At 38.5% G+C, this 22,288-nt stretch carries 16 protein-coding genes and 1 pseudogene; 6 read left to right on the top strand and 11 right to left on the bottom strand.

All coding sequences use genetic code 11. The features are described 5' to 3' along the window. Positions 1 to 4 precede the first annotated feature (4 nt). From IE056_RS07545 to IE056_RS07535, 3 genes are all read right to left on the bottom strand, one after another. The gene (locus tag IE056_RS07545) at positions 5 to 1,894 is read right to left on the bottom strand and encodes an ATP-binding protein (protein WP_189604096.1); all 1,890 of its coding nucleotides are present in this window, start codon (positions 1,892 to 1,894) and stop codon (positions 5 to 7) included. A gap of 176 nt (positions 1,895 to 2,070) precedes the next feature. Then, the gene (locus tag IE056_RS07540) at positions 2,071 to 2,250 is read right to left on the bottom strand and encodes a hypothetical protein (RefSeq protein ID WP_189604095.1); all 180 of its coding nucleotides are present in this window, start codon (positions 2,248 to 2,250) and stop codon (positions 2,071 to 2,073) included. A gap of 537 nt (positions 2,251 to 2,787) precedes the next feature. Further along, positions 2,788 to 3,618, bottom strand: coding sequence for a M57 family metalloprotease (locus IE056_RS07535; RefSeq protein WP_189604094.1), 831 nt, complete (start codon positions 3,616 to 3,618; stop codon positions 2,788 to 2,790). A 374-nt stretch (positions 3,619 to 3,992) separates the two neighbouring features. Between IE056_RS07535 and IE056_RS18775 the strand changes: the two genes are divergently transcribed. From IE056_RS18775 to IE056_RS07520, 3 genes are all read left to right on the top strand, one after another. After that, the gene (locus IE056_RS18775; protein ID WP_189604093.1) at positions 3,993 to 4,214 is read left to right on the top strand and encodes a PLDc N-terminal domain-containing protein; all 222 of its coding nucleotides are present in this window, start codon (positions 3,993 to 3,995) and stop codon (positions 4,212 to 4,214) included. A gap of 171 nt (positions 4,215 to 4,385) precedes the next feature. Further along, positions 4,386 to 7,259 carry a M16 family metallopeptidase gene (locus tag IE056_RS07525; RefSeq protein WP_189604092.1) on the top strand — a complete coding sequence of 958 codons (2,874 nt, stop codon included), beginning with the start codon at positions 4,386 to 4,388 and terminating at the stop codon, positions 7,257 to 7,259. Between the two features lie 262 nt (positions 7,260 to 7,521). After that, on the top strand, positions 7,522 to 8,748 hold the full coding sequence (locus tag IE056_RS07520) for a multidrug effflux MFS transporter (RefSeq protein WP_189604091.1): 1,227 nt from the start codon (positions 7,522 to 7,524) through the stop codon (positions 8,746 to 8,748). Positions 8,749 to 8,831: 83 nt separating this feature from the next. Here the strand turns inward: IE056_RS07520 and IE056_RS07515 are convergent, their stop codons facing one another. The 7 genes from IE056_RS07515 to IE056_RS07485 form a co-directional block, all read right to left on the bottom strand. Further along, entirely contained in the window at positions 8,832 to 13,808 is a 4,977-nt protein-coding gene (locus IE056_RS07515; RefSeq protein WP_189604090.1) for a PAS domain S-box protein, read from the bottom strand. 106 nt (positions 13,809 to 13,914) lie between these two features. Next, positions 13,915 to 15,159, bottom strand: a complete 1,245-nt coding sequence (locus IE056_RS07510) for a hypothetical protein (RefSeq protein ID WP_189604089.1) — start codon at positions 15,157 to 15,159, stop codon at positions 13,915 to 13,917. A 39-nt stretch (positions 15,160 to 15,198) separates the two neighbouring features. Next, a complete protein-coding gene (locus IE056_RS07505) occupies positions 15,199 to 15,534 on the bottom strand; it encodes a potassium transporter KefB (RefSeq protein WP_189604088.1) in 336 nt (111 codons plus the stop codon). A 68-nt stretch (positions 15,535 to 15,602) separates the two neighbouring features. Next, positions 15,603 to 15,902 carry a winged helix-turn-helix domain-containing protein gene (locus IE056_RS07500; protein WP_189604087.1) on the bottom strand — a complete coding sequence of 100 codons (300 nt, stop codon included), beginning with the start codon at positions 15,900 to 15,902 and terminating at the stop codon, positions 15,603 to 15,605. After that, a complete protein-coding gene (locus IE056_RS07495; protein WP_189604086.1) occupies positions 15,899 to 16,525 on the bottom strand; it encodes a hypothetical protein in 627 nt (208 codons plus the stop codon). Before IE056_RS07495 ends, IE056_RS07500 begins: the two co-directional genes overlap by 4 nt. A 118-nt stretch (positions 16,526 to 16,643) precedes the next feature. Then, on the bottom strand, positions 16,644 to 17,111 hold the full coding sequence (locus IE056_RS07490) for a PepSY-like domain-containing protein (protein WP_189604085.1): 468 nt from the start codon (positions 17,109 to 17,111) through the stop codon (positions 16,644 to 16,646). A gap of 157 nt (positions 17,112 to 17,268) precedes the next feature. After that, on the bottom strand, positions 17,269 to 17,766 hold the full coding sequence (locus IE056_RS07485) for a DUF488 domain-containing protein (protein WP_308427612.1): 498 nt from the start codon (positions 17,764 to 17,766) through the stop codon (positions 17,269 to 17,271). A 167-nt stretch (positions 17,767 to 17,933) separates the two neighbouring features. Here IE056_RS07485 and IE056_RS07480 point away from each other — a divergent pair. The 3 genes and pseudogenes from IE056_RS07480 to IE056_RS07470 all read left to right on the top strand — a co-directional run. Then, positions 17,934 to 19,160, top strand: a pseudogene (locus IE056_RS07480) (IS110 family RNA-guided transposase); the annotation flags it as partial. A gap of 213 nt (positions 19,161 to 19,373) precedes the next feature. Further along, entirely contained in the window at positions 19,374 to 20,381 is a 1,008-nt protein-coding gene (locus IE056_RS07475; RefSeq protein ID WP_189604083.1) for a hypothetical protein, read from the top strand. Between the two features lie 93 nt (positions 20,382 to 20,474). Next, the gene (locus IE056_RS07470) at positions 20,475 to 21,017 is read left to right on the top strand and encodes a hypothetical protein (RefSeq protein WP_189604082.1); all 543 of its coding nucleotides are present in this window, start codon (positions 20,475 to 20,477) and stop codon (positions 21,015 to 21,017) included. A 347-nt stretch (positions 21,018 to 21,364) separates the two neighbouring features. Here the strand turns inward: IE056_RS07470 and IE056_RS07465 are convergent, their stop codons facing one another. Further along, entirely contained in the window at positions 21,365 to 21,934 is a 570-nt protein-coding gene (locus IE056_RS07465; RefSeq protein ID WP_189604081.1) for a transposase, read from the bottom strand. Positions 21,935 to 22,288 lie beyond the last annotated feature (354 nt).

The raw sequence follows: 22,288 nt of genomic DNA, 5'->3' as shown, positions 1-22,288 counted from the left end.
ATTTTTATTTTACCGGAACTTTTACTACAATCTTTGTACCTCCATCTCCCGAGGAAAGCTTCCAGGTTCCATGAATACTTTTTACCCTTGATTTCATATTTCTAAGACCAATACCTTTCATGGTTTTACTGGTATCAAACCCGGTACCGTTATCCTGTATCAACATTTCCAGGTTATCTCTCACTTCTCTAAAACTTATGGTCACCTTTGTTGCACCGGCATATTTGCTAATATTATTTACAGCCTCCTGAATAATTCTGAAAAGATTAATCTTTAATTTACTACTCAGTTGCTCCCATTCTATAAATTCGTCATTTTGAAAATGTAATTCAAAATTTCCTGCTTTTTCTTGATTTGCCAGATATTCTGCCAGGATCTCAAGAAAACTTTCCTTGTGAGAAAAAAAATCTGATTGCAGATCGTGAGACACATTCCGCACCTCTTCCTCAATTGAGCGCAGATCCTGAATATATTTTTTCCTGGACTCTAAAGATTCTTTGTCTGTCTTGTCGTGCAGACTTTCCAGCATAAATCTTACTCCGAATAATTTTCCCAGGATCCCGTCATGTAATTCTTTGGAGATCCTGTTTTTTTCCCGGTGTCGTCCCTCTTCCAATTTGTTCTGCTGAACAAGTAGCAGGTTATAAATCTCTTCGTTGGAATGCTGTTGATCCTGCTCCAACTTGAGTTGTTTATTTCTGTTGCGCTGGTAGACATTTACAAAAACCAGGAGTATAACCCCCAGAACAGCAGCTGATCCCATATAGATATAATTCATTTCCCGACTTAGGTTTTCGTTACGGGCAATGAACTCATCTGTTTCAAACCGGATTCGGGCAAATTTATTCCTAATAGCTCTTTCCTCTCTTTGCAGGCTGTCACTAATAGTAACATAATCATTCAGGTAATTATTCGAATTTTTTAAATCTATTTTAGAAAGTAGCAACATAGAGGCCAGCAGGTCTCTGTAATTCATGGTCTCTTCTGCCAGGTTTTTAGCTTCCGAAGCAAAATTTACAGCTTTTAGAGTGTCTCCTTTGCCAAGATGATATTCGCTTAAATGTAGTTTATTAATGACAACACCTCCACTATGCTGAATGCTATCACGAATATGAAGAGATCTCATTAATTGAGATTCTACATTTAATTTCGGATTTGCCTTCATGCGGGAGTAAGCCAGATTATCTTGTAACATGGCATAAATACTAGGCTGCTTTTGGAAGAGACTATCCACCAAAAGCGCCTTCTCATAATTCACTATAGCCTTGTTATATTCACCATCATTTTCATAGACCACTCCTATATTGTTCAGGGTATTGGCTTCCAAAACTGGGTCATGCAGTTCTCTAGCACTTTCCATTGCTCTCCTATGATACTCTAAAGCCTTATCATATTCGGCTAATTGATTAAAAAGAATCCCCAGATTATTATATCCTATATAAAGCTGTCTGTGTTCCTGTAAAGGTTTAATAATCCTGATGGCCCTGGCAGTGGTAGTTTCACTTCCGGTATAATCTTTTACGTTCTTTTGAAGAATAGCCAGATTTAAGAGCATCCTGGCCGAATAAAAATCATCTCCTGCCTTTGAATATAAAATAGAAGCTTTATTATAATGGAAATAGGCACTATCAATGATTTCATAATCCACGAAAAAGCTGGCCAGATCCCAATGAGCTTCTGCCATTCGAAGGGAATCAGATAGCTTCTTCGAAAGTTTCATGGTCTTTTCATTCCAATGTCTAAACGCTAAGGAATCGTTTTGTCTATAGAAGTGATAAGAAATATCATATACTAATGCATTTTTTAAAGAGTCTTCTGGTAAATCAATTATTAAAGATTTTACAGAATCTGTATTTGAATTACCTTCTAAAAATTCATTTTTCAGTATTGCCAATTTTTTAGCTTCCTCAGATTGTACAACCTGTGGTTCCTCCTTAGAGCAGGCTGCTAAAAAGAGACTAATAAGCAAAAAATAAAGCGTATTTTTTATAACTCTGTATTAATAGATTTTGGGTAAAAATAACAAAACCCCACGAATGGAGTTTTATTACATTATAATATAGATCATTTTTAATTTTTAGGATCTTTTTTATCATACACATCCCCTTCATTACCAGTATCACCTACAGGTTCTGTTGGCAATTCTACGGGATTTTCTAAAATTTCATCCTGTGGTAACTCTTCGGGCTCACAAGAATAAAAGCATGCTACTGCAAACATGGAAAATAAGATTCGTGACAAATTCTTCATAATAAGTGGTTTTAGTGGTTAAACAATAAAACATTTTCAATGAATAAGCTGGTTAGAACCAAGACTACCTGGTTAAGACTGAAAATGGATGTTAGGTAAAAATGCTTATTATTGTGACAGAGATAAAGATCTCCGGATTCATCAGTTGAATAGCTTCATCATATACATATAAAGCACAAAACACTTATAATTAGCAATATAGAGAATAATTCCAGTAGGTGGAAGATTAAACAATATTTTAAAGCTTCCGAAAATCATTTAAAAGGGTGCTTCTTAAGACACCCTTTTAATGCTAATTAAATAAAGTAGTTTATGAAACAATGCTAAAACGAATATAACTGTACCCCTACAAAAACAATCCGCAATTTTCCGGCATGTTGTTTCATTAATGTAAAGCAAATGTATAGTATGGATCTCAATCAACCTGAAATTTTCCCGTACAATATTTACGGGTTTGAACTTTTTTAATGTTTTTTTTAAAAAAAGAGAGGCTGACAATGACGCCAACCTCTCTTCAACTGCTAATCAACTAAAATATTAGTATAAATATTCCAGGGCTACCCTATCATAATACCCAAAATTTCCATCTTCGTTCGCACTAAAGCAAGCCAGCATGATAGAATTTGAATCATACCCTCTTGGAGTTCCCGGAATGTGAACTGCACCATCATTTCCCGCTGCTTCTCCACTTTGACCACAACTTTGTCTTGTAGACCAGTCGGTATGACGTAATCCAACAGAATGTCCTATTTCATGTGTAATTACATGCTCATTGGTAGCAGTGCTGTAGTTTTCCATTCCCGAAAAGATCTGTACATACTTATATGCATTTCCACCACTTGGAAAACCTGCTACTCCCCCAGCCTGTCCATTAGGGTTTTGATATACCACAATATCATAAGGACCATAATTTGTTCCGAAGGTGAGCGTAAAATTAAGTCCGATGTTAAGAGCATTATAGTTGCTTACCGCTCTTTGCAAAGCTGTTCTCTGCTTGGAAGTAAGAGCCTGTCCTCCTCCTGTAAATCCTATTATATTCACAGTTCCAGGGTTTACCAGATTATAGGTTCTATACTGTTTCCCGGTAATTGCCGATGGTCGCATAGACGATAATTGATCTGGGCTCATCACAATATCTCCTTCAATTAAAAGACTCTTCTCTGTAGATCCATCGGGCAACAGGAAATCAATCATTTCCACGTCTTTATTGTTGAAATGGAGAGAAGAAATTTGCTTCAGGATAACTTTGGAGACTTTTTCATCCTGCTGCACGGTTTGAATTTCTTCCTCTGGGATCTCATCCTTTTCACAAGAAACAAGAAAGCTACCTGCCAACATCATTGTAAAAATTAATTTGTAATACTTCATCATAAATAAATTTAGGGTTAATAGATGCTGAAATTAACTTTCTCAATTCTTAATTCCCGAAATTTTACCGTACAATTTTTACGGGTACGAAGATTTAATAAAATCTTAACTTATTCATTTTGAGAAATAAAGCTTTCATTTCACGTTTAGCTAATGATCATAAAATAATTTACAACCCGTACATTTTATACGGGTAAAAATTAGCTACTTACTTAAATATATATTAAAATTGAACAATAAATGTTGAAATAAAAACGAACGTCATCTGGTATACATTACTTATTCTAAAATAAAATTGTCCCCACCACTATAGTGATAAAATTGCAAAAATCAGGATTGCAAGCAGTCCATCCCTTAATTAATAAAATAACGCAATGATTTTACAGGGTTTATCTATCGTTATATTTCTGCTCTTGTATGCCATTTTAACCATCTGGGCATGCTATGATATTTTTCATGACCAACATTTAAAATCTACACAAAAAATGTTGCTAATAATCTTTATCCTCGCCCTTCCGGTTTTAGCACCCATCATTTATTTTCTCTGGAAAGGCAACACAGAATTAGATAAAAATATATTTTCTTCCAGATCCTGATTTCTGGCAGCTTTACAAAATCAATTTTTAACTTCTGAACCCCTCAAATTCTTCTGTATTCTGAAGTAAACTGGCATAAATCTGAAAAATTCAGGGGCTTATGTAACTTTCCTTCTTTACATTAAACAAATTACCATATATTTAACAATCATCTAATCAAACTTTTAAAGAATGAAAAATTTCAGATTAAAACCGATGGCATTTTTGATGTTATCGCTGCTATTGTCGGTTTTTGTTTCCTGCGACAAGCTAAAAGGTCAGGAAAAAGTCACTACAGATCCCGGTTTATCTATTGAATTTGATAAATATGAACTGGAAAACGGACTTAATGTAGTCCTGCATCAGGATAAATCTGATCCTATTGTTTCCGTTGCCATTCAATATGGTGTGGGATCAAATCGTGAGAAAAAAGGGCGTACTGGTTTTGCCCATCTCTTTGAACACATGCTTTTCCAGGAATCTGAAAATGTTCCGCAGGATCAATTTTTTAAGAAAATTCAGGATGCCGGTGGAACTCTTAACGGAGGCACCTGGCAGGATGGAACTGTCTATTACGAGGTAGTGCCAAAAAATGCTTTGGAAATGGTTATGTGGCTGGAATCTGACCGTATGGGATACCTGATAAATACTGTCACCGAATCTGCTTTTGCAAATCAACAGGAAGTTGTTCAGAATGAAAAACGCCAGCGGGTAGATAATAACCCATACGGACATACGGGATGGGTCATCGATAAAAATTTATTTCCCGACGGTCATCCATACAGCTGGCAGGTAATTGGAGAACTTGAGGATCTTCAAAATGCTACAGTGGAAGACGTAAAGGAGTTTTACGATAAATTTTACGGACCCAATAATGCTACTTTGGTAATTGCCGGAGATTTTGATGAAACCGAAGCCCGGGAACTGGTAGAGAAATATTTTGGAGAGATTAAAAAACGTCAGGAAGTGGAGCCTCTGGAAGTTCAGAATGTGAGCCTTGAGGAAACAAAACGACTTTATCACGAAGATAATTTTGCCAGCGCACCTCAGCTGAATATGGTATGGCCTGCTGTTGAGCAGTACACACAAGATGCGTATGCTCTGGACTTTCTTGGAGAAATTCTTTCAGATGGAAAAGAAGCACCGCTGTATAAAGTTCTTGTAGAAGAAAAGGAGCTTACTTCCCAGCCTTATGCATTCAACAGTGCAGACCAGATTGCCGGAAAATTCAGGATCATGGTCACCGCCAATGCAGATGTTGACCTTGACAGTGTAGAAGCCGGAATCAGTGAAGCTTTCAGGCTTTTTGAAAAAGAAGGGGTTACAGAGCGGGACATTGAACGTATTAAAGCCGGACTTGAAACAGATTTCTATAATGGAATTAGCAGCGTACTTGGAAAATCCTTTCAACTAGCACAATATGATGTTTTCACAGGTGATCCCGGATATATTGAGCAAGATATCGAAAACATCAAGGCAGTGACCAAAGAAGATGTGGTACGGGTTTATGAAAAGTATATTAAAGGAAAGCCTTTCGTCCTTACCAGTTTTGTCCCTAAAGGTCAAATAGAACTCATTGCTGAAAATTCTGAAAAAGCAGAAGTTGTAGAGGAAGAAATCACTGAAAATGTAGCTACTGAAGTTGCCGAAATGGAACAGGAAGTTCAAAAAACACCTTCTAAAATTGATCGCTCTGTGCAACCTGAAATGGGCGAAACCCCGTCTTTAAATGTACCTGAAGCCTGGACCGTTCAATTAGAGAATGACCTGGAAGTATATGGAATCGAGCAAACAGAACTGCCACTGGTTAACTTCAGTCTTGTGATAGAAGGAGGCCATTTACTGGATGATCTTTCTAAAAACGGAGTAGCCAACTTAATGACAGACATTCTTATGGAAGGAACTGCCAATAAAACTCCGGCAGAACTTGAAGAAGAAATCGATCTTTTGGGAGCAAACATATATATGTATACCACCAATGAAACTATTGTAATACGCGGTAATACCTTAAAGCGTAATTTCAATGAAACCATGGACCTGGTGCAGGAAATCCTGTTAGAGCCGCGTTGGGATGAAAAAGAATTTGAACGTATTAAAACGAGTACCATCAATGGCATCAAAAGAAATGAAGCAGATCCTAACTGGATAGCCAGTAATGTTTACAACAAGATACTTTATGGTGAAAACCATCCTTTTGCATATCCGACATTGGGAACAGTGGAATCTGTAGAAGCAATTACCATTGATGATTTAAAAGAATATTACAACAAGTATTTTTCACCAACAGTGAGCAATTTCCATATTGTTGGAAATGTTACCAGAGATGAAGCGCTGGCTTCCCTGGAGGGGATTGAAGAGAACTGGGCACCAAAAGAAGTTACTATTCCGGAATTTGAGGTAACCAACAACCGCGACAAAGCATCTTTGTATTTTGTAGATGTGCCAGATGCTAAGCAATCTGTGATCAACATAGGTTATATTGCCTTACCACGAACCAACCAGGATTATTTCCCTGCAGAAGTTATGAATTACAAATTAGGGGGTTCTTTCTCAGGAAATGTGAATCTTATCTTACGGGAAGAGAAAGGATATACCTATGGAGCACGTTCTGGGTTTAGCGGGTCCAAAATTCCCGGCACTTTTACCGCATCTTCAAGTGTTCGAACAAATACTACCGGCGAATCGGTTGGAATTTTCAGGGATGAGATCGCAAAATATAAAGAAGGAATTTCAGAAGAAGATCTTGAATTCACCAAAAATGCCCTCATCAAATCGAATGCACGTCGTTTCGAAACCCAGGGATCTTTACTGGGAATGCTACAGGAAATGAGCACTTACGACCTGGATCCAAAATATATTGAAAATGAAGAAGAGATCATTGGAGCCATGACTTTAGAACAGCATAAAGAACTAGCCAAAAAGTACCTGGATGAATCCAAAATGGCGTATCTGGTTGTAGGAGATGCCGCAACTCAATTTGACCAGTTCAAAGAAATGGGCTTTGATGAAGTTAAACTACTAGACAAAAAAGGTGAAGAAGTTCAACTTTCTGAAGTTAAGCCTTAAATCTAGAATATTAATTGATCTGAAAACCTGCCTCTCCGGCAGGTTTTTTTCTTTATTGCCTTTTCTTGCATAACTGAATCCCGGAATTGTTTTCCGTATTTCTTTATTCTCTATAACCTATTGAATTACAAAATTTCAATGAAAAAAATAAATTCTAAAATATTTTAGACTACATCCTTTTCGATGCTGCTATCGTTGATAATTATATGTTAAGATAAAATCGGGAATAGGAAATGAACTCAGCGTCCACGAAATTTGCGGAATGCAAAAAAAATTTAGTGGAAGAGACAAACAGAAGGAACGGGTAATATTGTTGGTCCTTGGAACTTTAATTGCCCTGGGGCCATTTTCTATTGATATGTACCTGCCCGCTTTTGAGAGCATCGCCAGTGAATTCAGCATATCAAAAGCAGAAGTAGGTTTTTCCTTAACCAGTTATTTTATTGGAATTGCACTAGGTCAGTTGGCCTACGGTCCAATCATGGATAAATTCGGCAGAAAACGCCCCTTGTTGATAGGGCTAATAATATATGTGCTGGCAGCCATAAGTTGTTTTTATTCCCCTAGTCTCGACTGGCTGGTAATTTCCCGGTTCTTTCTTGCCGTAGGTGCTTCGGCTGGAATGGTAGCTTCAAAAGCAGTTGTGAGGGATATTTTCCCTTCAGAAGAGGTGGCCAGGGCCATTTCATTTTTAATGTTGATCATGGGAGGCGCTCCCATTATTGCTCCTACCGTGGGTGGAATTGTCATCACTTATTATTCCTGGCATATTATTTTTCTCATCCTGGCGGTTTTTGCGGGACTCATGTTTCTGAGTGTAACTCTCTTTTTACCTGAAAGTATTACCCCCGACAAATCTGTGGAACTAAAACTGAATAAGGTAATTTCAAAATACACCGGAATTTTCATCAACAAGATTTTTCTCACATTTTCACTGGCGGGAAGCCTGGCAATAGGTGCGATGTTTGCCTATATTTCAAATGCACCTGTTCTTTTTATGGATAATTTTCACCTCACAGAAACACAATTTGGATGGCTGTTTGGACTTAACGCCGCCGGATTAATAGCGGGAAGTCAGCTCAACAGAATGGTCCTGAAGAAGTTTACAACTTTTAGAGTGACTCTTAACATTAGTGTTTTGCTAGTGGTTTTGGCTTTAGCATTTCTTCTGAATGCCTTTTCCGGAGACAATTTTTATATCACGGTATTCCTGTTATTCCTAATCCTGTTTTTACTTGGTTTCCAAAATCCAAATACCACAGCATTATCTTTATATCCCTTTGAGAAAAGAGCCGGAAGAGCTTCTGCCCTTGTGGGAAGCCTCAAAATGATTCTTGGAGCAGTCGCTTCTTTCATCATCAGTCAGTTTACCGGAGTAAGTATGTTGCCGTTAGCACTTACTCTTCTGGTGTGCCTTAGTTTAAGCTCACTTTTGCTGTTTCGGTTTCAGTGGAAAGAAAAAAGATCCCTTATCATTATTGGCAGGTAATTCCTCTTTAGCTGCTGAACACCAGAACTGGACAATCCCGATCCTGTAATCTGCCTCCCTTTTTTTCAGAAAGAAATCGTGCCTTACTCCTCTTTTTCATGTATAACTTTTAGTCCGGCTAAAATAAGGTCAAATTCCTGAAGTATTTCTGCTTTTTTGGCTTCTAAGGCTTCTATTTCAGGAGTAGGCCTGGATAAAAATTCCCTGAATTCTCCTATTGTTTCTGCCAGCCGGTTTGCCTGAATATAATGAACAGAAGTGGTGTTTTTATGCACAAGGTTCGAAAGGTCTTCTTCACTTTCGTCATTGGCCGCCTCTAAAAACTCTTTTCTGTAAAGCTCAAAAGCACGAATAACATTACCAATCAATTTGTGCAGGATTTCTGCATTGTCCCCTGCAATCTTTTTATATCTCGAGATTTCAAATGCCTTTTCTGAACCGAATTGAACAGGTGCTTCCGGTTTATTTGAATCCTTCTGTTCAACGGGTTCCGGATTGCCGGCTCCGACCTCCTTTTCAGCTGCCGTAAAATTCTTTCCGGAACCGGAAAGGTGCTTGATAATCCGTTTTTTTAAGTCTGCAGGTTCAAAGGGTTTGGTTAAAAGATCACTGAATTGGGTAGCATGCTGCGCCTGTTGCACCTCCTGATTCTTATCTGCTGTGAGGGCAAGAATGGGCGTATTCTTATATCCCGAAAGTTTCCTGATCTGCCTGGTAGCTTCATATCCATCCATGACAGGCATTCTTACGTCCATCAAAATAAGATCATAGACTTTTCTTTTTGCCATTTCCAGGGCTTGTTTTCCATTAGTAGCATAATCTGGTTCCAGCTGCCACCAGTTCTGCAGAAACTGCACCAGGATCTTCCGGTTTATTTCCACATCCTCTACCAGCAGCAGGTTCATTTGGTTGAAATGCGATAAGTCTTCAGGAATTTCCATTAGTTCTTCAAAGGGAATCTCGTCATAAGCAATTTTAACAGGAAGGTTAAAATAAAATACAGATCCCTCCCCTACTTTGCTTTCCACTTTAATTTCACTCCCCATTAATTCTAGCAACAGCTTTGTAATACTAAGTCCTAGACCGGTACCTCCATAATGGCGCACCGTGGTACTTTCTGCCTGGGCAAATTTGTCAAAAATATGATCTACTTTATCTTCCGGAACACCTATGCCTGAATCCTGAATAGCAAAATCAAGCCACAAGACATCCTCTTCCCTTTCACTTAAATTCACTTCTATCACCACCCTTCCTTTTTGAGTGAATTTTACGGCATTACTTACGAGATTATGTAATATCTGGGACAGTTTAAGTTGATCTGTAGTAATACGCTCAGGAATAGTTTCATCAAGGTTTAAAAGCAGGCTCGTATCATTTGCCAAAGCCTGGGGTTCATGTGAATTTTTTAAACTGAACAATAAATCGTGCAGGTTAAAGGCATTTTCTGCCAGCTCCATTTTTCCTGCTTCCAGTTTGCTGAAATCAAGAATATCGTTGATAAGAGCCAGAAGATTTTTAGCAGAAAAGCTCAAAGAACCAAGATTATCTTTCTGGTCATCCCGTGGATTCTGTTCCAGTAAAAGATTGGTGATTCCTATCACTGCATTTAAAGGAGTCCTAATTTCATGGCTAATGGTAGAGACAAAATCTTCTTTTGCCCGGGAAGCAGCTTCGGCTTCTTCTTTTGCATTTCTCAAAGCCTCCTCTGTCATCTTTCTGTGGTGAATGTCGAGGTTCATACCCGACCATTTGATGACCCTGCCACTAACATCCAGGATTGGAATGGCTCTTACGTTTGTCCATTTATATCCGCCCGCGGCATTCTTCAGCCTGAATTCTGCATCAACTTTTGTTCGGGAGGCTACCGCTTCATTCCATTGACTTGCTGCATACTCTCTGTCCTCCTTATGTACCGCCTGCAACCAGCCTTTACCATAAAATTCTTCAAAGGTTTGGCCGGTAAAGCTGCGCCAGGAAAGACTATCCTGTAATACTTCGCCATTGGGCGCAGTTTCCCACACCGCCAGTGCAGAAGCTTCCACCAGGTTACGGAAACGCTGCTCACTTTCTCGCAGTGCTTTCTCGATCTCTGCTCTTTCCACCGCTTCCCGAGCTTTATCAGAAACTTCTTTTATCAGCGCAATTTCATCCAAGGTCCAACGCCGGGGATCAGAATCATGGATTTCAATTACTGTAACTAAATTTCCGTTTCTTAGTAATGGCACACCTATAAAGCCTTCGACCTGCAGATTTCTGAAAGATTCTTTGACCCTTTCATTTAATCCTAAATCCTGACGAAGATTATTATTTACTACTATTTCACCTGCAAGTAATAATTTTTTAAAAGCAGTCCCAAAATCTGAAACTGACCTTTCTTCCGGAAGACCAGAAATATTATTTTGATAACCAAACCCCTTCAGCATCCTGTCTCCATCTGAAGACACTGAGGAATAATATGCCCTGTTTACTTCCAAATGCTCCCCAAGGATCTCCATTGCCTTCTCCTGGATCTCTTCGGGTTCGGCCAGTTGTTGTAATGCATCATTCAACCTCAACAGAAAAGATTGTCGCTCTTCTGCTTCTTTACGTTTGGTGGTATCCTTAAAAATAACAGCTACCTGTTTTCTGTTAGCGGCATCAATTGGAAAGGCGTATACATCAAACCAGCGCTCCAACACTTCCGAATAATCTTCAAGACGAATAGACGCACCTGTTAGCGCCACTTTGCCATAAATCTTCTTCCAAAAGTCCGGACTTTCCGGGGCAAGCTCATTGAGTCTTTTTCCGAGGACATTTTTTAATCCCGATTGTTTTTCAAAAACAGGATTTGTATCTACAAAACGGTAATCAATACATTCTTCGTTGTCATCAAAAATAATATCCAGGAGGCAATAGCCCTCATCCATGGAATTTATGATCTTCCTGTATTTATCATTTGCTCGTTGAGCCAGTTCATCTTTGAGAAGAATTAGTTCCTGTTCAGCTTTTTTACGCTCGGTAATATCTTCTGTAGTTACCACCAGAAGTTCATTTATTCTGTTAGCTCTAAAATGGAACCAGTGCTGCAATCCATCTCCCTCATACCATATCTCCACATCTGTAGGCTCACCGGTTTCCACAGTTCTTTTAAACCTTTCAAAAAGTCCGGTTTCTTTGGAATTAGGAAATTCGTGCAGTAGTCGCTTACCAATAATGTCACGGGAGACCTTAAGTAACTTAAAGGTAAAAGCGTTTAACATTGAAAATTCGAAATCTTCTATGGTACCTTTTTCGTCATAAAGCGCCCGGTAAAGGATGATAGAATTGGGCGAGGCATCAAAAACGGATTGTAACAAAGCCCGGCTTTCTTTAATTTGATCGGCCTGGAGTTTTATTTCTTCCAGAGAATTCTTCAGCATCTCTGTTTCATTGACTACATGTTTGTCTGTAGTTTTTTTCTTCATTACATCTGTTACATCCAGCACCCGGTGGATAATGTATTCCACTTCACCCTCGGAGTTAATTACCGGGGTATTGATGGGACTCCAATATTTTTCCTCAAAAGTTCCGTCGGGGCGGCGCACATCGTAATGCTGAATGTTCATTCGGTGTGGCTTTTTCGATGACAATACACTTTTTAAAGATGCAGTCAGATTATTAACACTATTAGCCTCGGGTGCTGAAGGGTTATCGGGAAATGTTTCAAACATGTGCTTTCCTATAATACGCTCCCGGCTGGTAAAGGTGGCTTCAAGATATGCATCACTTGCCATTTCGATATGTAAATCGGGAGTAAGCACCAGGTAAGAATCGGGTGCATTTTGAAGCACCTTCAATAAATTTTTACTGCGTTCTTCGCTTCTTCGCAGTTCTTCTTCGGCCTGTTTGCGTGCGGTAACATCCTGCACAAGACCTATCAGCTTTACCACGTTGCCTTCTGCATCTGTGACCACACTTCCGTTAGCTTCCAGAATACGCATCTCTCCGCTTTTATGGAAAATTCGTCTTGTGTATTGATATCCTTTTTTACTGGTCCTGGCTTTTTCCAGGATCTCTCTTACAATGGGTACATCCTCTGGGTGGGAATGCTCTTCAAGCCACTCCTGGGATGGAACAAATGAATCAGGTTCTTCCCCAAAAAGTCGGAAAAGACCTGCAGAGAAAAAGATGTTGTTGCTTTGAAGATCTGCTTCGTAACTTCCGGTTTCCGCAATTGTTTCGGTGGCACGCAGCAGCTTGTTAAATTTATTCCGTTCTTCTTCAGCTTTAAGTCTTTCGGTAATATCCTGCACAGTACCATATACCCGTACCGGTTTTCCTTTTTCATCATATATGATCGCAGCACGCCGGTGTACATGCCTGGTCGTCCCATCTGCACGATTTATGCGGGTAACCATATCAAGCGGTTCCCCTGTGGCATGGGTATGATCAATAGCATTCTTGTAGGCTTCCCGGTCTTCGGGGTGTACATGAGATAGAAATTCATCCATGCCAATTTCCTCCTGTTTGGGTTCCAGTCCTAAAATGCGGTAAAATTCTTCGGAATAGATAAAATTGTTCCCGGGCAACTTCCTTTCAAAGCTACCAATGTGCCCAATAGCCTGTGCATTTTTAAGCCTTCGATCCTCTTCCTGAAGCTGGACTTCTCTTACCTTTTGTTCATGGACATTTTGAGCAGTAACAATGAGGTGGGAAACAGCACCAGCTTGATTTTTCTCGTACGCCTTATAGGTTATCCTGTACCACTCCCATAAGCCCTCTTCTACTTTTAAACGGAGGTCCAGTTCCTTTTCTTCATGATCTAAAAGCAAACTTCCCTCTTCCAGGCTTTGCTCAAATAATTCATAGTCATTAGAATGCACAAGCTTTTTAAAAATATCAGCTCCTTCTCTGAATATATCTTCTGACAAATTTTCTAGAAACTCTTCTGCTTTTATATTAACATAGTGAATCTTTAACTCCTGTAGCCCTATCACAAACAGGAGATTGGGGCTTAATTGGGCAACCTTCCCGGGAAAGATTTCTACTTTGCTAAAACCTGAAGCATTAGTTTCATTAGAAGGCATATTTTTATCGGACATAAAATTAAGTTACAGAAATATAAACAGCAGAAAACAAAGGAATTTTCAGGTATAAATATCTCTTCAAAGATTATTTTTTTGATCTTAAAATACAACTATATTTTCCCTAATTTATCCCAAAAATTAGTGGAAATATGAAGGTTACGACAATAGCCCATAGAAAATAAACAGGAAGATAAAGAGCAATAGCTTTTCCCACAGCTTCCATATCCGTTTTTTTGGTGATCACCCTGAATAATTGAGCAGTTACCAGCAGAAGATTGAGCAGAATAAGACCATTGGCTCCCAGTACCGCAGCTCTGTTTGGTGTCATTCCCCATTCAGAAATACGAAACAGGATAGCAGAAAGTCCAATGCTGTTCACAATAATAGTCATGATTGATAACAGAAAAAGGATCCAGATTTCAGAACTCCTTTTGCTCTCTGCTGAAGTCCCTGCGATTGAAAAGAAGACAAGAGCCATCACCCCGATTAAGAGAGCATTGAATATGATGAGAAACTCACGGTCCCGGTAAGGATCATTACCCGAAAAAAGCATCGCAACGAGATAAATAACGAGCATTACCAGGACCAGCGGACTAAAAATTCTTGCAATTACCGGAGACACTTTACCAACCAACTGCGGATTCGTTTGAGTTAGATAAGTTCCCACAACCGGTACGGCTGCAAGACCGAATACTACAATATTCTGGAAATACCATTCTTCAATGCTAAATCCAATAAGTGAGAAAAGACCAATTGTAATTGCGGTCATGAGGCCACCTGCAATACAAATTAAGGCTGCGAGGACTACCAGATCTCCGTTATACTTTAAAAACTGCAGACGCTTTCCTGTATTATTATTCCACTCCTGTACATAGGTAAAGCCGAAAAGAATCCAGAGAAACAACAACAAATGAGTACAGGCTAGAAATAAAGTATCGCTTTCGGGTACAGCAGGTAAGGCATTGATGTAAATTAATCCAACTAAGGTGGAAAGAGCTATGAATCCTGATTTTAGGGAAGAGATTTTATTTTTCCAGGCGAAGTAGACCATTAATACCGGAAAAATGATGAATCCGACATTTCTGGAATAGAAAAACTCATCATCAATAGAGAATATTGCCGGAAGTTTTGCTGTTACCCCTGCCAGGAGTGCAGCCAAAACCACAAAAAGTAATTCAGTATTAGACCTTTTCTTAGGAATATCTTTCCTAAAATTCAGTCTTTCATACCAGAAGTCGGCAGCGTGATTACCTTTCAGTTCCGGATATATCCCATTGAATTCCCGTTTAAACTGTACTTTATTTTTCTGGTAGAGCTTTTCCAGATCCCCGGGATCTTTCATATGAGAAAGAATTTCATTTTTCATAAGGTTGCGATTTAATTAAACAATAATGAAGTATGTATGTTAATCCCACATAGTACCGTCTAATCCCATTACAACTCCGAGCCACAGAATTACAAAATAAGCGACCATGCCTAAAAGAATAGCCATGGTATTATTCATGCCACGGAAAATCCGGTTAGCTGTGAAGTAGAAAAATGCTCCGCCTATTGCTCCCATAAGTGATGAAAGAATTAAAGGTTTTATCCTCCAGTATTGCCCCCATTCGGGATTTGGTTTATCAATTCCGAACACAAAAAATGAGATCACCAAAATACCGATTCCCGCTCCTGTTATTACCGCTTTTAAAATTGATGCTGAAGAAATCCTCCTGCTGGTTAAACTACGTTGTTGTGACATGATCTATTGGTTTTAGGTTAGACATTAATTTAGAGTACTTTGAATTACAAAGTGAAACTATAAAAAAATTACTTCTGAGTTTTTATGAGTTTTTCGAGCGCATGGAGATGGGCTTCAAAAGCTTTTTTTCCCTCCCGCGTTATTCCATATTTAGTGTTTGGTTTGCGACCCACAAAAGATTTTTTTACTTCAATAAATTTTTCTTTTTCGAGAGACTTTAAATGACTGGCAAGATTTCCATCTGTAAGGTCGAGGTACTCTTTCAGCGAAATAAAATCGAGCGTGTCATTAACAGCCAGTGCAGACATGATCCCTAACCTAATCCTGCTTTCAAAAGCCTTATGTAGATCCTCAATGATCGTTTTCATTTCTCGTACTTCAGGTGCATGTAAATTCCGTAAATGATGTGCATAACCCCAAAACCGAGTGCCCAGAACAAGAGTGCGTGATTTACAAAAATTGCTGCAATAAGTCCCATAACCACTTGGATGATCCCCAGTGATCTAAGTTCTTCAAACGTGAATTTACTGGCGTTGAGAAGTGCCAAACCATAAAAAATAAGGCTGGCAGGCGCTGCAAAAACAAACAATCCCTTTGACAGAAGGATTAGAATAAATACACCTCCCGTAATCAGCGAAATAGCCATATTGGTAATTAATCTTCTTGCGGCAGCATTCCAAAGTCGCTCTCCTTTTTTTGTGGATTTTCTTTGAGACAGAATAATCGCCGTTCCAATTGCCAGTACCAGGACAGCAACTCCTAAAAAAACTAAATCCAACACATTTCCGGTGACAATGGTATATTGTCCGGCGCTTAACGAATCCGTATCAAAATTCTGATAGTAGAAACGATATGCTATATATGCTCCGGCTAAAGCATACACCCCGGCCATTATCCCTGACCAGCCTGTTAAAGACAAAAATCTGGTTGACCGTTCCATCATAGAACGAATCTCTGAAAGATCCCTGATATATTCCTGTTCCGATTTCATAGAAAGTACTTTGTATTTCAAAGTTAAATAAAAATGGAATATGTTTTACACCGGCTCGAAAATTTCCAAAAAAAAGAGGCAACCAATGGCTGCCTCTAACAAATAGCTTATGGAATTCTTATTTGTCTTCACTAATAAAATTCTCTTCTGTATCGAAAAGCACATCAAGATCGTTGGATAATTCTATTTCGTATCCTGTAGTCTCGGTATCTATCCCAGTAATAAAAAAATCTGGGTAATTTTCAGATACATACTCTGCAATTTTCTGCGGTACAATACCGGCGGGTAATTCCTGATCGTTTCCATCCACATCTACCCAAGATCCTTCAGAAGTAAAATCTATTTCAAAATTATTGCTTAAATCAACTTCGTACATGGTGCCATCACTTTCTACTGCAGAGTTCTCTTCTACTCTGGAATATTCTGCAGTTGGAAAATAAGTACTTATAAAAGTACGTGCATTTTCAGGTAGATCCTGAGCCTCGATCATTGTTTCATGTGAATTATCATCATCATCATCTGAACATGAAACAAAAGTAATTGCTCCTAAAGCAAGGAATGCGATTGTGAAAAATCTTCTTTTCATAACTATAATTGTATTTAAATTTGATGCAATATTACTAACAGATTCTGGAAAGAAATGGGAGTAAATCCTGATAGTTTAATTTCGGAAGGATGTTTTTTCGGAAGGAGCAAATACGAGGAAATATGGGTGCTGAAACAGAATTTATTTAATCTTTTTTCTAGTCTGGCTTTTCAGGATTCTTTTTTCTGTAAGTCAGTTTTCCATCAACTATTTCTGCGGGCCTGGTCCACGGGTGTTCCATAATTTTTTCCGGCCCCATGATATGATTTACCTTCCATCCCCTGACTTTAAGATAATCGGAAATTAGTGCTCTGTGGCAGCTCCACCAAACAGTTTCTGCACACATGTAAGCCACGCTTGAATTAACTGCAATCTCCTGAAGTTTTTTTGCTGCAGCCTGAAAAGTTTCTGTCTCCATATAATCGGCATAACCCCTGAATGACAACAACCGCCAGGCAGTATTGGCTGAATTCTTACCAGCCTTCCTCCTGCCGCCGAGATCCTCGATATGGTAATATTTTATCTTATGGAGAGCCATAGAATCCATTAGATTTTCCTTCTTGAAATGTGGTGACCTTTTCGAACCGGGATAGCGCCGAACGTCGACCAAAACTTCAATATCCCAGGTACGAAGTATTTCCAGAAATTCTTCCAGCGAGCGGGTGGCATGGCCTACGGTGAATATTTCTGGTTGATCCTGCNAAAGTGTACATTTCTTCCTGTTTGCTCATAATAAATATTATTTTAGAGCAGCAAAGCTATCGGTAGAAAGTCAGCTAATCAAGATGCAGTTGGTGGGGTGGATACGAAGACCTTACTGCACTTGGACAATGGATGAAATCAAAGGAGATTACCACTGTGGCAATGGAGTCTACTGGTGATTACTGGCAAAACCTGTTCGCCGAATTGGTTAAACAAGGTTTTGAAGTTGTTCTGGTCAATGGTAAATTTACCAAACACGCTAAAGGGAAGAAGACAGACGTAAAGGATTGTCGGTGGATCCAGCAGCTACATACCCTAGGGCTTCTCTCCGGGAGTTTTCTTCCAGATGAGACCACAGAGAAGCTCCGCACCTATTGCAGGCAGCGAGGAAACTGGGTAGATCAGGCAGCATCCACCACTCATAAAATGCAGAAGTTTCTGAAGTTTTTAAACTTTAGGCTCGATGTAGTGGTAAAGGATGTATGTGGCCTTACAGGACTTGCAATTATTGGTGATATCTGTAAAGGAAATTTAGATCCGGAAAAACTTGCAAAGCACCGGCATTACAACTGTAGAAAGTCAGAAGAAGAGATAGCCAAAGCATTGCACGGTAACAATAGAGAAGATTTCCTTTTTGGTCTAAAGCAGGAATACGAAACTTACCTGTTCCTTCAGAAGAAAATCAATGAGTGTGATAAACAGATGGAAAAGTTCATCAATGCAGAACTTAAAAAATTCCCTGCCAAAAAAGCACTTAAAACCACAGATAAACCACACAAAAGGATCAACAAAAATGCTCCTAAAATTAAGAATCTCAACCAGGTAGCCTACCAGTATTTTGAAGGTGTCGACCTTTTGGCCATAGAAGGCTTGAGCCATGCTACAGTAGTATCTATTATGGGTGAGATAGGACCGGAAGGATTTAAAAAATTTGAATCCGCCAAGCACTTCACCTCCTGGCTAAGATTAGCACCCAACAATAAGATATCGGGCGGCAAAATCTTAAGCCATAGAATACCAAAAGGCAGTAACCGGTTAAAAATTGCTTTTAGACAAGCTGCAAATTCCATAGGAAACTTAAAAGACACACATCTTTCAAATTTCTTTAAGAGGGTAGCTTACAGAAAGGGCAGAACAGCGGCAGTCTCTGCAACAGCGAGAAAACTGGCAGTGATAATCTGGAATATGATGGTGAAAAAAGTTCCATACCTTCCACCAACTGAATACCTATTTCTCGATCAAAAGCGAAAATTAAAGGTGGTGGCGCGGCTAAAGAAAAATATAGCTAAATTGGAACTCAAACCAGAGGATCTGGGGTTTTTACCAACCTTAATACCAACCAACTAATTTGACGTTAGTCAGAATTGAAAAAACCTTTATTAAATAATCTATGATAAACATTGTGTTAGGTGCCATGAACGTTCTCGGATCTATGATAATTCTTTATTACAACGGAATAAAAAAAGAGCATAAGGGCGGATTAACCTGTGGACAATCACGCTCGCCCGCACAGTTTTATACCGGACGTTAGCAATAATCTTAAAAAAAAGCCTTGAGTTAATGAACAAAATTATTTTACTTCTAATTTTCTTACTTCCAATTGTCGGCTCTTGTCAAAATGAAAGTTTCGATATTAATAAAAAATCTTTTTCAGATTACATTGAAAAAGAAAAGGAATTTGTTGGCGGAAGAATTCTTGACTCTGACTATTCTACTACTTACGATGAATTAGCACTTACATCATACATTAGATCTGACAATAGCGTCCCAAATGTTGACTTAATTGTAAGGTATCTGTATTTCAAAAAAGATAGCCTGATTAAAGAAATTCGAAATGAATGGGATATCGCAAATCATAATCAAAAACTTGACAACAAAAAAGATGTAAAATTCAGAACTGATTTAGTCAAGTTCTATGAAATGTTAGAGCAGAGTTTGCGGAGAAATTACGGAAATGGTACTACCAGCGGAGACATCCCAAAAAATATCAACGATAGAGACACCTATTCTAAAGAAATTCAATGGACACTTGAAAATACGATTGTAAAATTGAACATAATGATGTCGAATATTCATGACGAGCAGAAAAAAATTTTTCCAACTCATAAAATTTATCTTTCATATCTAGCAATTAATTTAGAAAACAAACTTGATTTCAAAAATTCAGAACTGATAAAAAGAAACAGAAAAGCAATTCCAAATATTGAAAACCCCATCATAGGTAGTCAGGAACCTACTTTTCCAGGATGCGAAAACAGCAATGATAAAATCAGCTGTATGAATAATAAGATTAGAGATTTGGTCATCAAAAGAGTAGGAGAAAATAATATGCAAATTAAAAATGACACATTAAAAGTTGGTTATTTAGTTCAAATCGATGGAAAAATAAAAGCTCAAATAAGTTCAATTAAATCCAGTAACAAAGCATTAGAGAAAATTGGTCATGAAACAGTAAAAAATCTTCCAATTATGATACCGTCTTATTCCGAAAAAATGAAACAAAATGTAACTTATGGGAATAGTTTCTTTATCATTATCAAAAATAATAGAGTTGCGAACTATGAATAAGCGGAAAAGACTATTGCTAACTTCTGTGCTAAACCGAAAATTAACGCATATTAACCCGTAACGCACGGTTAAACGAGACCGTTGACAATAATTATGAAAAAACTGATTTACACAATATTTTTTTTAAGTATAATATCTTGTAAAGGACAAGTCGGAGAAAATTCATCCCAATATTATTCTTATAATCCCGACAATTTCAATTTCTCTATTAATTTTCAAAAAAAGCCTGTAGAGAACCATACCGTTCAAAGTAACATCTTTGGTCAAATGGAAATAAATAGGGCTTATTCGGAAAACAAATCAGACCAAATGGCTTTCGCCATAATATATTCAAAATATCTAAAAGAAGACTTGGAACAGCTCAAACCTTCATTAAAAGAATTCTATGACAATGCCGAACGACAAGGTGCCGAAATGGTTTCTGGAAAAGTAGTCATTTCACAAAGTTTTGAAATTGATGGATTAGAAGGAAGGGAAGTCAGAATTTCTATGAGAGACGGCGAATTGTTGATGACAAGTCGAATGTTATTGAATGATACAGAATTTTATATTTGGTCATCTACTTATCTAAAAAACAATGAATGGAATAAAAAGAAAACCGACTTTCTTAACGGACTGGAAATAAATAAAAAATAGAAAAAAATAACTATTGTCAACACTATATCCCATGAAAAGCAATAAGTCCTTCTCTCAAAATTAATATTTTATTTTCTATTTTATTTCATCCTGATGGTGTTTTTGGAGTGTTGAAATGTTGGCAAGTCTTTTCAGCACTTGCTTACTTGTCAATATTTCAATACTTATAACCTGCTCCGCATCCTATATGTGGTCCTCGCCCTGGCAAGGCCACCAGCATCATTATGATTTTGATTATAAAAACCTGTCCACCAGCTAAAAAATGTGATCCTTAATTGGCCACGTACAGTGTTTTGTGGTACAGGCTGAAATTGTTTTGAGCTGGTTATGAATAGTTTATTTATTTTTTATGCAACCACTCCTATTTCATAGGGAGTTTCTGTTTTTATAACTGCAAGGGTCCTGCTCAGGAGTTTATGGGCTATTTTAATAACGATCTTTTTGTCCTCTTTTCCCAAATGTGTGCGATAGTAAGCTTGCATTACCGGATCTGTGCGGATGGCCTGCCAGGAAGCTTCCACAAAATAGGATCGGATTAGGCGGTTTGACCTTGGGTTCATTCCCATAGCTTTGTTTGAAGCACCACTTTGATGCATTCCCGGGGCGATACCAACATATCCTGCCAGGTGTTTTAATGAATTGAACCGGCGCAGGTCTCCAAGTTCTGAGAGAATGCCCACGGCTACAATCCCACCAATTCCTGGAATGCTTTTTAACAGATAATAATCTTTTTTATAATGTTTACGACAATAGGCGCGGAGTTGATTGGTAACTTGGCGCAACTCCTGATCTGTGAACCTGAAACTGCGCATACGGCTGTTCAAGGTCTCACGGGCAGTATCAAATTCAAAAGACAGGTTGTCCAGCCAGTTGCGGTATTTATGGCTCCAGTGATCATTATCAAACTCCTCGGGCACCTGGATCCCAAAGTAGAGCAGCTGCTTTTGATCATTGATTTTATGCGCCGCAAATCCTTAACAAGATCATTTCGGCGACGGAAGAGACTGCGGTGGATATTCAGGACTAAGCTGACCCCTCTGAAGATCATCTTTGAGGTATCTGTCATTCCGGCGGATATTGACCCCTTTAGAAAATAAAAAAGCTGGCTTGAAAAATTATTCAGGAGCATGTTGACCCCTCTGTGAATTTATTCAGGAGCATGTTGACCCCCCAGCTTTTTGTATTGGTTTTGGTTTATTTGATGTATACCATCAAAAGATAAGTAATGGCCGGAAAACCAAAACGAATGAGTCAGGTAAAGCAAATACTTC

The sequence above is a fragment of the Salinimicrobium marinum genome (assembly GCF_014651535.1).
Lineage (GTDB): Bacteria > Bacteroidota > Bacteroidia > Flavobacteriales > Flavobacteriaceae > Salinimicrobium > Salinimicrobium marinum.
The sequence above is the reverse complement of the archived record's forward strand: the minus strand, read 5'-3'. Positions and strand labels throughout refer to the sequence as shown.